We start from the raw sequence: 15254 nt of genomic DNA, 5'->3' as shown, positions 1-15254 counted from the left end.
GCGGGCCGCCCGCCGGCCCCTCCTCAGGACCCCCGACGGGAGGCCGACCCGGGGTCGGCCTCCCGTCACCGTCGCGTCCGCGCGATGGTCGGTTCCTCGCGTGCGCCGGTTCCTCGCTATCGTCGTCCTCGACACACGTCGAGCGCCCGCGGACCGGACGCCGTGAGCCAGAGAAGAGCCCCATCCCATGCTGCGCACCGAGACCGAGGCAGGAAGCCGGCGGCCACCCGAGACACCGCGATCGACGAGCACCGACCTCGCGCTCATCGCCTCGTTCGCCGCCCTGATCGCAGTGCTGGGGATCGTGCCGCCGATCGCCGTCGGTCTGCCCGTCCCCATCACCCTGCAGACCATGGGTGTGATGTTGGCGGGTCTGATCCTGGGACCGCGACGTGGCGCCCTGGCCGTCGTCGTCCTGCTGGCCCTCGTGGCGGTGGGCCTTCCCCTGCTCTCCGGAGGCCGAGGCGGCCTGGGGGTCTTCGCCGGACCGTCGGCGGGCTATCTCGTCGGCTTCGTTCTCGGGGCCTATGTCACAGGATGGGTCAGGGAGCACCTCGAGACGCGCCTGCCTTTCCCCCTCGCCGCGTTCACGGCGGCCGTGGTCGGAGGGATCGGCGCCGTCTACCTCGTCGGCATCCCGGTCCTCGTGTGGCGGACCGGCGCCGATCCGGTCGCCGGCCTCGTCTTCCTGCCCGGCGACCTCATCAAGGCCGTTCTCGCCACCCTGGTCGCCGTAGGTGTCCGGCGGGCGCTGCCGGACCGGTGAGCTGGACTGACGTCCTGTCCCGTGCCGGGTACTGGGACGGCGGCGAGCTGCTGAGAGTCCCCACGTCGGGGACGACCGGCGGATCACCACGGGTCGTGGTGCGGACGGTCGAGTCGTGGGTCGACTCCTTCGAGCCGTTCACCCGGATCTCCGGGATCTCCGACACCGACGTCGTCGCCGCCGTCGGCCCTTCGAGCTCGATGTTCGTCTACGCCAGGGCGCACGCCGCCCATCTCGGAGCGCGTCTCGTCGAGTCCGAGAGGTGGCACCCCGGGGCCATCGCCGACGCAACCGTGGCGCACCTGACCCCGACCATGCTGCACGACGTCCTCGAGGCGCAGCGCGACGTGCCTGTCCCGCTCGGGCAGGGCGGACTGCGTCTCGCCGTCGTTGCCGGAGCCGCCCTGGGCGCTCGGACCGCGGCCCGGGCCGGGCACGTCGGCATCGACGTGCTGCGGTACTACGGGGCGGCGGAGCTGTCCTTCGTCGCGATGGGTCGGGAGCGTCTGAGCCCCTTTCCGATGGTGGAGGTCGCGGAGCGGGCCGGCGTCCTCTGGGTGCGCAGCCCGTGGACGGCCGACGGCTATGCGGACGGTGCGTCCGGACCGCTCCTGCGAGACGGCCGGTGGTGCACCGTCGGCGACCGCGGGACGGTCTCGCATGACGGTGTCGTGGTGGTGCACGGACGGGAGGGGTGGGTCGTCACGGGAGGACTGAGCGTCAGCACGGCAGAGATCGAGTCAGTGCTGCGGGAGGCTCCCGGCGTGACGGACTGCCGTGTCCTCGGACGACCGCACGATCGGCTCGGACAGGTCATCGCGGCGGTTGTCGTCGGCGGCGAGCGCGCACAGGTCTCGGCCCACTGCCGATCGCGGCTGCCCGTCGCGGCCCGCCCGGTGCACTGGTTCGCGGCGGACCGTCTTCCGGCGACGTCGGCGGGCAAGCCGGACGACGCAGCGATCGTCCTCGCCATCGAGACCGGTGAGGTGCGTCGGTGGAGCTGACCGCGGACCGCCGCACCCCCGTCATCGTCGCCGCCCGTCGCACGCCGATCGGAACCGCCGGCCACGCTCTGCGAGAGGTCCCCGTGGACGGTCTGGGGGCGGCGGTCATCTCCGCCCTGGTCGAGGACCTGCCCGAGCCCGCTCGGGTCGACGAGGTCGTCCTCGGCAACTGCATGGGCCCGGGCGGCAACATCGCTCGCGTCGCCGCACTCCGGGCCGGTCTCGCTCCGGGCGTCGCCGCCCGGACCCTCGACCTGCAATGCGGGAGCGGCCTGGCGGCGATCGTCGCCGCTGCCGACTCGGTCCGGTCCGGGCGCTGCGACGTGGTGGTCGCCGGCGGCGCCGAGAGCGCCTCGACCGCTCCGACGAGGATCACCCCGGACGGCAGACAGTATGCTCGGGCTCCCTTCGCTCCCGAGGGGTTTCCCGACCCGGACATGGGTGCGGCGGCCGACGACCTGGCCCGGCATGCCGGCATCACCCGGGAACGCGCCGATGCCTACGCGGTGAGGTCCTTCGCGCGCGCCTGGGAAGCGCAGGCGAAGGGGTGCTTCGATGTCGAGCTCGTCCCCGTCGGGGGCGTGGCTCGCGACGAGCGGCTCCGGCCCGGGATGACCGCGGAACGGTTGGCCCGGCTGCGCCCCATCTTCGATCCGGCCGGGACCGTGACCCCCGGCAACGCGACCGGGGTCAACGACGGCGCGGCCGCTGTCGTCGTGGTCTCCGAAGAGCTCAGGTCACGGTGGGGTCTGCCGGGTCTTCGCGTGCTGGACATCGCGCAGCGCGGGGTGGACCCGGCGCTTCCCGGGCTCGGCCCGGTCCCCGCGGTGCGAGCCCTACGCGGCCTCGCGGCGGAGGGTGCCTCGGGCCCGGACTGGGACCTTGTGGACCGGGTCGAGATCAACGAGGCGTTCGCGGTTCAGGTCCTAGCGTGCTGCGACGCCTTGGAGCTGCCCGAGGAGCGCGTGTGCTCCGACGGAGGTGCGCTCGCTCTCGGGCACCCCTGGGGTGCGTCTGGTGCCGTCCTCGCCGTACGCCTGTTCACGGCGCTCGTCCGGCAGGGCCGGGGTGTTCGCGGTCTGGCGGCCATCGCCGTCGGCGGGGGCCAGGGAGTGGCCATGGCCGTGGAGCGCGCCCCGTGACACCGGCCGTCATCGAGCTGGACGAGCTGAGCGTGGCGGTCGGAGGGCGGAGGATTCTCGACCGGGTGTCGGTCAGGGTCACCGAGCGCCGTCTCGGGGTCATCGGGCCGAACGGCTCAGGGAAGTCGACTCTTGCGCGCGTCCTGGGCGGCCTCACGGCGCCGACATCCGGCGCGGTCACGGTGGTGGGAATCGACCCGGCTCGCGATGGTCGGGAGGCACGGTCGCGGATCGGCTTCTGCTTCGCCGACCCGGATGCCCAGATCGTCATGCCGACGGTCCGTGAGGACGTCGACTTCTCACTCCGGCGCAGTGGGCTCGACCGCGAGACCCGGGCCGCCCGGGTCTCGACGGCCCTGCACCGCTTCGGGCTGAGTCATCTCGCCGACGCGCCCGCACATCGGCTGTCCAGTGGCGAGAAGCAGCTGCTCGCGCTCGCCGCCTCACTCGTCCGAGAGCCCGAGCTGCTCATCTGCGACGAGCCGACCACACTGCTGGACCTGAGCAACTCGCGCGCCATGGCGGCGGTCCTCTGGGGACTGACCGAGGATGGGGACCCGGACGCCCCGTGGGCGGGTCAGGTCGCACCCGCCCTCGTCGTCGTCTCGCACGATCTGGACCTGGTCGGCGAGTGCGACCGCGTGCTCCGTCTCGAGGACGGCGTCCTGGTCGACGACGGAGCGCCGGATGAGGTCATCGAGGGCTACCGTGACGACATGGCGCGGCGATGAGGCAGTCCACACCATGAGGCGCGCCACATGATGGGGGGTACGCCGCGGACGGTCGGGCGGATGCCGGTCGGCACCCGGCTCGCCCTCATGGTTGTCGCGGAGATGCTGCTCGTCCTCGGGGTGCGGTCCTTGCCGGCGGCGGCGCTCGCGACGGGTCTGGTGACCGGCGCATACCTGATCGCCCGGATCCCGCTCGCGCACGCCTGGAGAACCCTGCGCGGCGTCGTCTTCATCGCGGCGCTGGTGGCGACGCTGCAGCTCGTCGTGCTGCCCTGGGAGCGGGCTCTGCTCATCGCCGTCGTCATGATTCTGGCAGTCGCCATCGCCGCGCTGGTCACCCTGACGACGTCGACGACGGACCTCCTCGATGCCCTCGAGCGCGCCCTTCAGCCGATGCGGCCCCTGGGGGTCGATCCGGAGCGGGTCGCCCTCACCATCGCCCTGACCGCACGCACGATCCCGGTCATCGCCGGCTTCGGCTCACGTCTGCGCGACTCGGGGCGGGCCCGTGGGGGACGGGTGGGCGTCGTGCCGTATGCGGTGGGCCTGGTGGTCCTCACCCTCCAGCATGCCGAGCGGGTGGGGGAGGCGCTGCGCGCCCGGGGGGTCGACGACTGAGTTCGGCTCGATGCGGGCGCAGGAGCGCCGGCGGTGAGGTCCGGTCACCGACCGGTCGAGGTCAGGCGTCGGCGCCCTCGTGGATGAGGCGCGAGCGCAGCTCTCGTCGGGCCGTCTGCTCGTCGGGGTCGGGCACCGGGACCGCGGCGAGGAGCCGCTTCGTGTACGCCTGCTGCGGGTTGCGCAGGATGGCGTCACGATCACCCTGCTCGACGATCTCGCCGTTCTTCATCACGCAGATCCGGTCTGCGAGGGCATCGACGACGGCGAGGTCGTGCGTCACGAACAGACAGGCGAAGCCCATCTCCCCCTGGAGCTCGCGGAACAGGTCGAGCACGCGGGCCTGGACCGAGACGTCGAGGGCGGACGTCGGCTCGTCGGCGACGAGTAGGGATGGTCGCAGGGCGAGGGATCGTGCGATGCCGACGCGCTGCTTCTGACCACCGCTCAGCTCGTGCGGGTAGCGGTTGCGGTAGCTGCGGGGGAGCTGGACCTGGTCGAGCAGTGCCTCGATCCTTCGCTGCAGCTCTGCACCTTTGGCGATCCCGGCGAGGAACAGCGGCTCGCCGATCGACTCGCCCAGCGGGAGGCGGGGGTTGAGCGAGGACGAGGGGTCCTGGAAGACCATTCCCACCTCCTTGCGGACCTTGTTCAGGGTGGCTCGGGAGGCGCCGCGCAGCTCGACGCCGTCGACCGTGAGCGAACCTTCGGCGACCGGGAGCAGACCCGTGGCGGCCCGGCCGATCGTCGTCTTGCCCGACCCGGACTCACCGACGAGACCGACGATCTCACCTTGTCTGATGTGCATCGTCGCGTCGCGAACCGCGCGGAAGGCCGGCTGACGTCCCTGCTTCGGGTAGTCGATGCAGACATCGGTCAGCTGCAGGACGATGGGCGCGTCCTCGGCGACTGTGTGGTCCCGGGCGACCATCCCCACCGTGTGACCGTCCCGGCCGAGGTCGATGATGGACTCCAGGGCTGCTGCGCCACCGACCGCCTCGGCGAGGGTGGCGTCGACGACGACCTCACCCCCGGCCCGCTGCCCAAGGTGGGGAACGGCATCGAGCAGCTCGATGGTGTACGGATGCGTCGGGGCGCCGAAGATGTCGCGGGCCGTCCCCTGCTCGACGATGCGACCCCGTCGCATGACCGCGATCCGGTCGGAGAGGTCGGCGACGACACCCATGTCGTGCGTGATGAGGACGATCGCGCTGTCGAGCTTGTCCTTGAGGTTGCGCATCAGCTCGAGGATCTCGGCCTGCACGGTGACGTCCAGCGCCGTCGTCGGCTCGTCGGCGATCAGGAGCTTGGGATCGCACGAGAGCGACTGGGCGATCATCGCCCGCTGTCGCTGACCACCGGAGAGCTGGTGCGGGAACGAGGTGAATGCCTTCTCCGGGTCCGGCAGCTCGACGAGCTCGAGCATCCGCTTGGCCTCGACCGCGGCCTTGCTCGGCGAGGTCGGCTTGTGCAGGCGCAGGGTCTCCACGATCTGCTCGCCCACGGTGTAGACCGGGTTGAGGGCCGTCATCGGCTCCTGGAAGATGACCGCGACCTCGGAACCACGGACGTCACGAAGGGCTCCCGGTCGGAGACCGAGGATCTCCCGCCCGCCCAGTCGAACGCTGCCCCTCACCCGCGAGTTCGACGGGAGCAGGCCCAGCAGCGCCATCGAGCTCGCGCTCTTTCCGGAGCCCGACTCGCCGACGATGGCCAGGACTTCGCCGGCGTCGACGTGGTAGGTCAGGTCGATGGCGGCGGGGACCCACTCCTTGTTGACGCCGAAGTCGACGTAGAGGTTCTCGACGTCGAGGACCCGGTCACCCCGCTTCAGTGCCGGCCGGGTCGACCTGTCGTTCGACGGGTGGTCCGTGGGATTGTCCACGGCACCCGCTCGGACGTCACTCTCTCGGACATCGCGGTCGGCGCGCCGGAAGCGGTCCATGATCATCGGGGGCTCCTTCGGGAGTCGATCCACGTGGTGGTCGTGAGCGGGTCGTGACTGTCGCTGGTCGGCTGCCGGCTCGAGACATCGCATTTGCGAGGATGGTGTCCATGGCGAGTCGATGGTTGCCCGACGGGCCGATCCGGGTCCGGCCGAGGACGGGGTGGGTGTTCCTGGCCTGCACCATGATCGTCACCGGTCCGGTGTTCGTTGCGGCGTTCATGCCGGCCAGACCCACGACGCCGGCGATCGCCACGCTCGCACTCTCGGCGACGGCCATCGCCTACATCTACTTCGTCGCACCCCGCATCGTCGTCGCCGAGGATGCGATCCGGGTGCAGAACTCCTGGCGTGAGCACGTCGTGCCCTGGGGGGCATTGGTGGACATCGAGACGCGGTTCAATCTCACGCTCGTCACGGCGCAGCACCGGGTGCACGTGCAGGCGGCACCCAGTCCCGGGGGTCTGACGGCCATGCGGAGCCGCCCCGACCAGGACCGGGCCACGACGCGGGCAACCGGGCGCGCGGGCGGCGCGGCCCGGCCCGGGGACCTCCCCTCGAGCCTGTCCGGCGCACTCGCCGCGGTGATCCGCGGCCACTGGCAGGACCTCGTCGAGACCGGGGCCATCGACCCCGATCAGCGTGTGGAGACCACTCCCCGAGTGACGCATCTGGCCCTGAGCATCGGTGGGCCGGCGCTTGCCCTGGTGCTCTGGCTGCTCGCCTAGACCACGCCACGATCGCTCCGGGCGAGGGTCGGACGAGATCGGCTCGGCGGTCACGACGGTCACGCGGGCTTCGTCGGCCCCGGGGCGTTGCCGTCACGGTCGGCGCCGCTGCGCGCAGCGTCCGCGGTGACGGCATCGGTCTCGTCGAGCATGTGTGCGTCCGTCTCCTTGGCCTTTCTCGGGTTGAACTTCTTCTGACGCGGGTCGAAGGCATCGCGCAGCCCGTCGCCGATGAAGTTGATCGCGAGGCAGATGAGGATGATGAACAGACCGGGGAACCAGAAGAGCCAGGGTCGCGTCGTGAACGCCTGCTGGTTGGCGCTGATGAGCCGTCCGAGCGACCAGTCGGGTGGCTGCACGCCGAGGCCGAGGTAGCTCAGGGCCGTCTCGAGCAGCACCGCGGCGGCGAGCAGGAGCGTGAGGTTGACGGTGATGACGCCGACGCTGTTGGGAAGGATGTGCTTGAAGATGATGCGCACGTCGCTCGCACCCGCGAGCCTGGCCGCGTCGACGAACTCACGTTCCCGCAGCGACATGATCTCGGCCCGCACGAGACGGGCGAGGGCGGTCCAGGCGAAGAGTCCGATGAGGACTCCGAGCGCGGCGACCCGCAGCACGCCGGTGTCCACGTAGGTGATGGCCATCCGGCCGAGGACCGCGGCCAGGATGAGCAGCGGGATGATGATGATGATGTCCGTCAGGCGCATGAGGATCGCCTCGGTCCAGCCGCGGAAGTAGCCGGAGGCGGCGCCGATGACGACTCCGATGATGCCGGTGAGGACCCCGACGAGGACCATGACCAGGAGGGTCATCTGCGTGCCACGCATGGTCATCGCGAACAGGTCGCGGCCGAGGTTGTCCTGACCGAACGGGTGGTCACCCAGTCCGGTGAGGCTCAGCGTGGGGCGGCCGCCGTTCTGGACCGGCGGCTGCTCGGTGAAGCCCCACTGCCACCACCCGGGCACGGGTCCGAAGCCGATCGACGTGAGGGAGAGCAGCACGACGAACACCAGGACGAAGACCGCGATCACGGCGGGCGTGTTGTGCATGAACCGCTTGCGGACGATCTGACCCTGGGACAGGCCCTCGGTCTCGCGAGCGAGGCCGTCCACGGCCTCGTCGGCCACCTTGGCGACAGCGTCCTCGGAGACGCCGGTGTCGTTCTGGTTCGTGGTCATGCCTTCACCCGCACTCTCGGGTCGAGGACGGAGTACAACAGGTCGGCGACGAGGTTGAAGACCATGGCGAGGATCCCGGTGACGAGGAAGACACCCATGAGCGGGTTCAGGTCGACGATGACGAGGGCCTGGATGAACAGCTGGCCCATCCCTGTGAAGGCGAAGACGTTCTCGGTGATGACTGCACCGCCGATGAGCGCCCCGATGTCGAAGGCGATGAGCGTGGCCAGGGGGATGAGCGCGTTGCGGAACGCATGGCGCATGACCACGGATCGCTCACTCGCGCCCTTTGCGCGCGCGGTACGGATGTAGTCCATGTTCATGATCTCGAGCATCGAGGCCCGCGAGTACCGGCTGTAGCCGGCGAGGGCGACCAGCATGAGCGCCGCCGTCGGCAGGATGAGGTGGGTCATCGTGTCGATGCCGCTGAGCCAGAAGCCCTCGTCGAAGCCCGGAGTCGAGGAGCCCACCGTGGAGATCGGACGGTTCCTGATCCGTGGGTGTCCGACGTACTGCGGCCAGGACTGCATGAACCGGTCGAGCAGCACCAGACCACCCGCGAAGAACGCCGACAGCGCCCCGATCCGGATGTTCTGGCTGCGGTCGTAGCCGCCGAATGCGTAGCCGATGACGGCGCCCACGATGAGGGTGACCACGCCGAGGCCGGCGATGAGCAGCCAGCTCGCGTCGTCGCCGAGGACCGACTGGATGGGGAAGTACACGATCGCGGCGACTCCCACCGCCGTAAGGCCGGAGTACAGCGCGCGCTTGTTGCGGAAGCCCGCGATGAGGAAGGTCACGCCGACGGAGATGAGGCCACCGACGAGGAGGATGCCGGGGATGCCGAGGAACGGGGTCCGGAGCCAGCCCGATGCTCCGATGCCGAGCATGAGCACCATCGTCGTAGCCGCGGCGCCGCCGGAGACGAGCACGCGCGTCCGGGTCGTCCCGTAGGAAGCGCCGTAGACGACGAGCCCGACGACGATGCCGGCGAGAACGATGGCGACGGGGGAGAAGGACGCCTCGGCGAGGAAGTCGTTGAAACGGATCGCGCCGAACTCCTTGAGGAGCACCGCGACCCAGAAGACGGGGAGGGAGAAGAACAGGAAGGCCATGAACGTCACGCCGTAGTCCAGTCCGGAGTACTGGCGGAGCGCCGAGATGATCCCGAGCGCGATCCCGATGACGATCGACAGGATGGTGGCTGCCGTGACGAGCAGCACGGTCTGGGCGATGGCGCGAGAGAGCAGCTCGGTGACCTCGAAGCCCTGCAGGCTGGTCCCGAGGTCGCATGTGGCGCCGAACGGCACGACGCAGCCGATCGCTCCGCGGAGCCACAGGAAGTACCGCAGTACGGGCGGGACGTCAAGGTTCAGCGCGGCGGTGCGCTGCGCGATGAGCGCCTCACGGTTGGGGTCACGACTCTGCCGCAGGTCCTCGAGCGGGTCCCCGGCGTACGCGGCGAGGATGTAGACGAGGAACGAGGAGGCGAAGAGGATGACGACGGCGATCGCGAGCCGCCGGATCACGTATCCGAGCATGTGGGTTTGACTCTTTCAGGCCCAGGGGTGGGGTGGTCCGGGCTCCCGGAGGAGCCGCCTGCAGAGATGCGTGCCTGCAGAGATGAGTGGGGTATGCGCGCGAGCCGTCGCACGCATACCCCACTCACTGCGATCAGGAGTTGAGTGACCACTCCCAGAAGTTCCACCAGACACCGGTCTGGTTGGGCATGTACTCCACGCCCTGGACGTCATCGCTGTGGACGACCAGGCCGGGGCTCTGGAAGAACGTCGCGCCGTACGCGTCACCCCAGAGCAGGGCGTCGATCTGGCGCTTGATCCCCTCGGCCTCATCGGAGTCGGTCGTCACCATGAGCTCGCTGGCGAGCGCGTCGACCTCCTCGTTCGAGTAGGCGCTGTAGTTGCCGCCACCGGTCGTGGAGAAGAGCTGCGGGACGCCGGCGTTGCCGACACCGCTGCTGATCCAGCCGAAGATGGAGGCGTCGTAGGTGCCCGTGCCGAGCTCCGAACCCCAGTCCGGGGAGCCGCCGTCCTCGATGACGAAGCCGGCCTGCGACGCGGACTCCTGGATGAGGGAGAACGTGTCGACGCGGATCGGGTTGTCCGAGTTGTAGAGGATGCGCACGGTCGGGGTCGCGCCGTCGAGCAGCTCCTGCGCGGCCTCGATGTCGACCTCGGCGTAGGCGTCCGAGCCGTTCTGCTCGACGGACTGGGTGTAGAGGTCACCCTCCGACGGCAGGTACAGTTGGGAGTTGACGACCTCGGCGTTCTCGTTGATCGGCCGGATCAGCCGGTCGACGATCTGCTCACGCGGCAGCGTGAGGAGGAAGGCCTCGCGAACGTTGGCGTCGGCGAAGACCTCGCTGTCGAAGCTCAGGTCGATGTGGTCGTAGGCGAGCTGCGAGCCCTGCAGGACGGTCACGCCGTCGATGCCCTGGACCTCGGTGACCGAGTCCACGGTCGGCTGCGGGGCGATGATGTCGACCTCGCCGTTGCGGAGGGCGGCGATCGTCGCGGCCGCGTCACCGATGAAGCGAACGGTGATCTCATCCGCCTGGGGGGCGAGGTCGCCGCCGTAGCTCTCGTTGAGTCCGAGTGTCACCGACTGGTCGGCGACCATGTCGGTGACGATCATCGGCCCGCTCGAGAGCAGGAGGCTCTCGTCGCTCGGCATGGTGTTGGTGACGTAGCCGGTGTTCCAGAAGTCGGCCACGGCCTGGAGCTCCTCGTTGGGCTCGCCCGGGGTGGCGGTCTCGAGGAGTTCAACGAGGGCGGCCTCGTCGGCCAGACCGGCCTGCTCGGCCACGACGTGGGCCGGCATGGCGTCACCGAGACCGAAGGCGATCTCCCAGTCGACGTAGGGCTGCGAGTAGGTGAGCGTCATGGTCTGCTCGCCGTCGAACTCCGGCATCTCGGTCAGTCCGAGGCCCTCGGTCGATCCGGCGTACTGGAAGTACGTGGGTCCGGCCTCGGGGTCGTCGCCGTCGAAGTAGCCGGAACGCACCGCCCACTGAAGGAGCATGTCGCCCCTGTCGATGGCGTTGCCGTCGGACCACACCGAGCTCTCGTTGACCGTGTACGTGACCGTCAGCGGGTCCTCGCTGACGAGCTCGTAGGTGCCGAAGGACTCGTCCTGGACGATGTTCAGCTCGTTGTCGATGTAGATGAAGTCGCTGCGCATGGTGCCCAGGACCTTGCTGTTGATGTCCAGGTTGTTGGCGCCGACGGCGGGGTTGAACGACGTGAAGGCGTTCGTCTCGGCGACCCGGATCGTCCCGCCGCTGCGCTCAGCGGTGGCGGCGTCGGTGGCCGTGTCGGTTCCGGTCGCGGTGTCCGTACTGTCCTGGCTTGCGCACGCCGTGAGCGCGAGAGCGCCGACGGCGACCATGCCCAGGATGCGAGTACGTCTCGTCATCATGTGACTCCTTGTTTCGGGAGAAAGGGTTGCCCGCGGGTACGCGGAGACTCGGTCGCCGGAGTGACCGCCGGCGACGGGTGTCAGGGCACGGTAGGCAGAAAACCCTGTGGACTTCGGTGCCGAAAGGTGCCTCTGCACAGATTCGTTACAGTCTCGATATCAAGTGCTGAGAGTGACCGAACCGTGTCCCCCCGATCACCCCGGTGCAGGGCTCGGTGGGCTACTGTGGCCCGCCTCGTGCCTCGGGGGTCCGACGGGTCGGGTGTGCGGCGCAAGGTCCGTACCATGGAACGATGTCTGCCGACCGCTCCCACCACCATTCCGGCGAGGGCGCAGCACGGGTGTACCTCGACCACGCGGCGACCACTCCGATGGTGCCAGCGGCCGAGGCGGCCCTCGCCGACGCCAGCGCACTCGTCGGCAACCCCTCGTCGCTGCACCGCTCCGGTCGTCGCGTGCGGGCCCTGGTCGAGGAGTCCCGGGAGCAGATCGCTGCGGCACTCGGCGCACACCCGACCGAGGTCGTGTTCACCTCAGGGGGCACCGAGGCCGACAATCTGGCTGTGACCGGTGGGTATGCGGCGCGCACGTCGGCGGACCCGCTCGCCCGGGGCGTGGTCACGAGCACGATCGAGCATCACGCTGTGCTCGAGCCCGCAGAGGCGCTCGAACGGGTGGGCGCGGACCTCCGCCTCGTGTCCCCCGAGCCGTCCGGCACGGTCGCTGTCGAGGCGGTCCGAGATGCTCTGCAGCGGATCGAGGCCGGTGGGGCCCGGGTCGCACTGGTGTCCCTCATGTGGGCGAACAACGAGATCGGCACGGTCCAGCCGGTCCCCGAGGTGGCCACCCTCGCTCGGGCGCGGGGAGCCACGGTGCACTCGGACGCGGTCCAGGCGGCCGGACCGCTCGAGGTGTCCTTCGCCGAGAGCGGACTCGACCTGATGAGCGTCTCCGCCCACAAACTGGGTGGTCCCGCTGGGGTCGGTGTCCTTCTCGCCCGTCGTGAGGTGCCCCTGCAGCCGCTCGTGCGCGGCGGCGGGCATGAGCGGGGACTGCGGAGCGGCACCCTGCCGGCGGCTCTCATCGCTGCGTGTGCCGCCGCCGTCTCGGAGGCGGTGGCTCGGCGGGCCGAGGAGACGCCGCGGCTCGTGGCCCTGCGCGACCGACTCTTCAGCGGGGTTCTCGGGCTGAACCTGGGGATGGGCGCCGGAGGACGGTGGACGCCCGGATCCGCCGTGGACCGGCTCCCCGGCAACGTGCATCTCGTCGTTCCCGGCTGCGAGCCGGACTCCCTGCTGTTCCTGCTCGACGCCGCAGGGATCGAGGCCTCGACGGGGTCGGCCTGTCAGGCCGGTGTCCCCGGGCGCAGCCACGTCCTCGACGCCATCGGCGTCCGGGGGGACGGTCCGGTGGGGGTGGTCCGCCTGACCCTCGGCCGCACGACAACCGAGGCTGACGTCGACCGTGCGGTCGCTGCCCTGGCCGACTGCGTGCCACGAGCCCGGGCGGCAGCCTCGGTCGATGCAGGGGTGCCGGCGTGAGAGTCGTCGCCGCGATGAGCGGAGGCGTCGACTCGGCCGTCGCAGCGGCCCGGATGCTCGACGCCGGACACGACGTCGTCGGCGTGCACCTCGCCCTGAGCCGCAACGCGTCCCGGCTGCGGGAGTCGGCGCGGGGGTGCTGCACCCTGGAGGACGCCGGCGACGCCCGGCGGGTGGCCGACCGCCTGGGGATCCCGTTCTACGTGTGGGACCTCGCCGAGCGCTTCCAGCGCGATGTCGTCGAGGACTTCACCGCCGAGTACGCCGCCGGGCGCACGCCGAACCCCTGCCTGCGGTGCAACGAGCGGATCAAGTTCGCCGCTCTGCTCGACAAGGCCGTCGCCCTCGGCTTCGACGCCGTCGCGACCGGGCACTACGCGCGCATCGTCGACGGACCCGAGGGGCGCGAGCTGCACCGCGCCGTCGACCCGGCCAAGGACCAGTCCTACGTGCTCGGTGTCCTCACGGCCGACCAGCTCGCCCGCGCATACTTTCCGCTCGGCGACACGACGAAGGAGCGGATCAGGGAGGAGGCCGCCGCGCGCGGCTTCTCCATCGCCCGCAAGCCGGACTCCCACGACATCTGCTTCATCCCCGACGGCGACACCCGCGGCTTCCTGAGCCGGGCTCTCGGCGAAGCGCCGGGGGACCTCGTCGACGCGACGACGGGAGCCGTGGTCGGGCGACACGCGGGCACCCACGGCTTCACCGTCGGGCAGCGCCGGGGGCTCGGACTGGACCGGTCCAGCCTCGACGGACAGGCCCGCTACGTCGTCGAGGTCGACGCGAACCGCCGGCAGGTCGTCATCGGGACCGCGGACCTGCTCACCGTCCGCGAGCTCCACGGGGAGCATGTCCGCTGGTGCGGCCCCGCTCCCCTCGGTCACATTCGCGTCGGCGCTCAGATCCGGGCCCACGGGGAGGAGGTGCCGGCCACGGCATACCTCGACCGTGGACAGGACGGCGCGGCAGGACGACTGCGCGTGCATCTGGACAGGGGCGTTCGCGGCGTGGCGTCGGGCCAGTCGGTCGTGCTGTACGACGGCACCCGGGTGATCGGATCGGCGACGATCGCGGCCACCGAGACCCGGACCCCGTCGGCGGGCCGCTAGCGGAATAGTTGAGACATCAACTACCGTTGGATGGGCAACAGCCAGTCTTGAGGAGCCAGCCATGCCCGCGATCACCGTTCCCGACATCACCGTCCTACCCCGCGTCCGGGTGCCCGCGCTCGGGCAGCGTTCGCGCGGCGTGCGCAGTGTGACGACGGCGCCGTCCGGGTTCGAGGGGGAGGGCTTCCCCGTCCGCCGGGCCTTCGCCGGGGTCGACCTGACGGCGCTCGACCCTTTCATCCACATGGACCAGATGGGTGAGGTCGAGTACGCACCGGGTGAGCCGAAGGGCACTTCATGGCATCCGCACCGTGGCTTCGAGACGGTGACCTACATCATGGACGGCACCTTCATCCACCGCGACAGCCACGGCGGCGGCGGTGAGATCACCAACGGGGACACCCAGTGGATGACGGCCGGCTCCGGACTGCTGCACATCGAGACCCCGCCTGAGGAGCTCGTCATGACCGGCGGCCTCTTCCACTGCCTCCAGCTCTGGGTCAACCTGCCGAGCACGCTGAAGATGGCGCCACCCCGATACCAGGACATCCGCGGCGGAGAGGTGGCCCTCCTGTCCTCGGCCGACGGCGCCGCGCTGCTGCGCGTCATCGCCGGAGAGCTCGACGGACATGCCGGCCCCGGAGTCACCCACACCCCCATCACCATCGTGCACGCGAGCGTGCACGCCGGCGGGCGGGTCGAACTGCCGTGGCGGACCGACTTCAACGCGCTCGTCTACGTCCTCGCGGGCCGCGGCACCGTCGGTCCCGACCGCAGGCCGGTCCGCAAGGGTCAGCTCGTGGTCTTCGGGCCGGGCGAGACGATCGAGGCGGCGGCCGACGACCGACAGGGCTCGAGTGAGCCGAGCCTCGAGCTGTACGTCATGGGTGGGCGGCCGATCCGGGAGCCGATCGCCGCCTACGGCCCCTTCGTCATGAACACCCGCGCCGAGCTCATCCAGGCGTTCGAGGACTTCCAGGCGGGACGTCTGGGCACGATTCCGTCGGAGCCCCACCCCGGCCACGACGTGCTGTAGCCACGGGTCTAGTGT

General features: G+C 70.3%; 13 protein-coding genes. 9 read left to right on the top strand and 4 right to left on the bottom strand.

The window, feature by feature from the left end:
* The first annotated feature begins 187 nt into the window (after nt 1-187).
* From GA707_RS00920 to GA707_RS00900, 5 genes are read left to right on the top strand one after another with little or no spacing between them, the layout of a single operon-like run.
* Nucleotides 188-766, top strand: a complete 579-nt coding sequence (locus tag GA707_RS00920; protein ID WP_152176545.1) for a biotin transporter BioY — start codon at nt 188-190, stop codon at nt 764-766.
* Nucleotides 763-1770, top strand: a complete 1008-nt coding sequence (locus tag GA707_RS00915) for an AMP-binding protein (protein ID WP_193315104.1) — start codon at nt 763-765, stop codon at nt 1768-1770. Before GA707_RS00920 ends, GA707_RS00915 begins: the two co-directional genes overlap by 4 nt.
* The gene (locus GA707_RS00910; protein ID WP_370459960.1) at nt 1761-2912 is read left to right on the top strand and encodes a thiolase family protein; all 1152 of its coding nucleotides are present in this window, start codon (nt 1761-1763) and stop codon (nt 2910-2912) included. Before GA707_RS00915 ends, GA707_RS00910 begins: the two co-directional genes overlap by 10 nt.
* A complete protein-coding gene (locus GA707_RS00905) occupies nt 2909-3643 on the top strand; it encodes an energy-coupling factor ABC transporter ATP-binding protein (RefSeq protein ID WP_152176543.1) in 735 nt (244 codons plus the stop codon). The genes GA707_RS00910 and GA707_RS00905 overlap by 4 nt, the downstream gene beginning before the upstream one ends.
* A 27-nt stretch (nt 3644-3670) precedes the next feature.
* Nucleotides 3671-4261, top strand: a complete 591-nt coding sequence (locus GA707_RS00900) for a CbiQ family ECF transporter T component (RefSeq protein ID WP_152176542.1) — start codon at nt 3671-3673, stop codon at nt 4259-4261.
* Between the two features lie 61 nt (nt 4262-4322).
* On the opposite strand, the gene GA707_RS00895 is transcribed toward GA707_RS00900, so the two are convergent.
* The gene (locus tag GA707_RS00895) at nt 4323-6212 is read right to left on the bottom strand and encodes an ABC transporter ATP-binding protein (RefSeq protein ID WP_226963441.1); all 1890 of its coding nucleotides are present in this window, start codon (nt 6210-6212) and stop codon (nt 4323-4325) included.
* A 104-nt stretch (nt 6213-6316) separates the two neighbouring features.
* On the opposite strand from GA707_RS00895, the gene GA707_RS00890 reads away from it, so the two are divergent.
* Nucleotides 6317-6934 (top strand): PH domain-containing protein, encoded by a 618-nt coding sequence (locus GA707_RS00890; RefSeq protein WP_193315103.1) that lies wholly within the window; start codon nt 6317-6319, stop codon nt 6932-6934.
* Nucleotides 6935-6993: 59 nt separating this feature from the next.
* Here the strand turns inward: GA707_RS00890 and GA707_RS00885 are convergent, their stop codons facing one another.
* The 3 genes from GA707_RS00885 to GA707_RS00875 all read right to left on the bottom strand — a co-directional run bounded on the left by GA707_RS00885 (nt 6994) and on the right by GA707_RS00875 (nt 11547).
* Nucleotides 6994-8112 (bottom strand): ABC transporter permease, encoded by a 1119-nt coding sequence (locus GA707_RS00885; RefSeq protein ID WP_152176540.1) that lies wholly within the window; start codon nt 8110-8112, stop codon nt 6994-6996.
* Nucleotides 8109-9653, bottom strand: a complete 1545-nt coding sequence (locus GA707_RS00880) for an ABC transporter permease (protein ID WP_152176539.1) — start codon at nt 9651-9653, stop codon at nt 8109-8111. Before GA707_RS00880 ends, GA707_RS00885 begins: the two co-directional genes overlap by 4 nt.
* Before the next feature lie 133 nt (nt 9654-9786).
* Nucleotides 9787-11547, bottom strand: a complete 1761-nt coding sequence (locus tag GA707_RS00875; RefSeq protein ID WP_226963440.1) for an ABC transporter family substrate-binding protein — start codon at nt 11545-11547, stop codon at nt 9787-9789.
* 296 nt (nt 11548-11843) lie between these two features.
* On the opposite strand from GA707_RS00875, the gene GA707_RS00870 reads away from it, so the two are divergent.
* The 3 genes from GA707_RS00870 (at nt 11844) to GA707_RS00860 (ending at nt 15239) form a co-directional block, all read left to right on the top strand.
* Complete coding sequence (locus GA707_RS00870) at nt 11844-13091, top strand: cysteine desulfurase family protein (RefSeq protein ID WP_152176537.1); 1248 nt, start codon at nt 11844-11846, stop codon at nt 13089-13091.
* Complete coding sequence (gene mnmA / locus GA707_RS00865) at nt 13088-14203, top strand: tRNA 2-thiouridine(34) synthase MnmA (protein ID WP_193315102.1); 1116 nt, start codon at nt 13088-13090, stop codon at nt 14201-14203. The genes GA707_RS00870 and mnmA overlap by 4 nt, the downstream gene beginning before the upstream one ends.
* Nucleotides 14204-14264: 61 nt before the next feature.
* Nucleotides 14265-15239 carry a pirin family protein gene (locus tag GA707_RS00860; RefSeq protein ID WP_152176536.1) on the top strand — a complete coding sequence of 325 codons (975 nt, stop codon included), beginning with the start codon at nt 14265-14267 and terminating at the stop codon, nt 15237-15239.
* Nucleotides 15240-15254 lie beyond the last annotated feature (15 nt).

The sequence above is a fragment of the Nostocoides sp. F2B08 genome (assembly GCF_009184895.1).
Taxonomy (GTDB): domain Bacteria; phylum Actinomycetota; class Actinomycetes; order Actinomycetales; family Dermatophilaceae; genus F2B08.
This window is presented reverse-complemented; position numbering and strand designations above follow the sequence as displayed.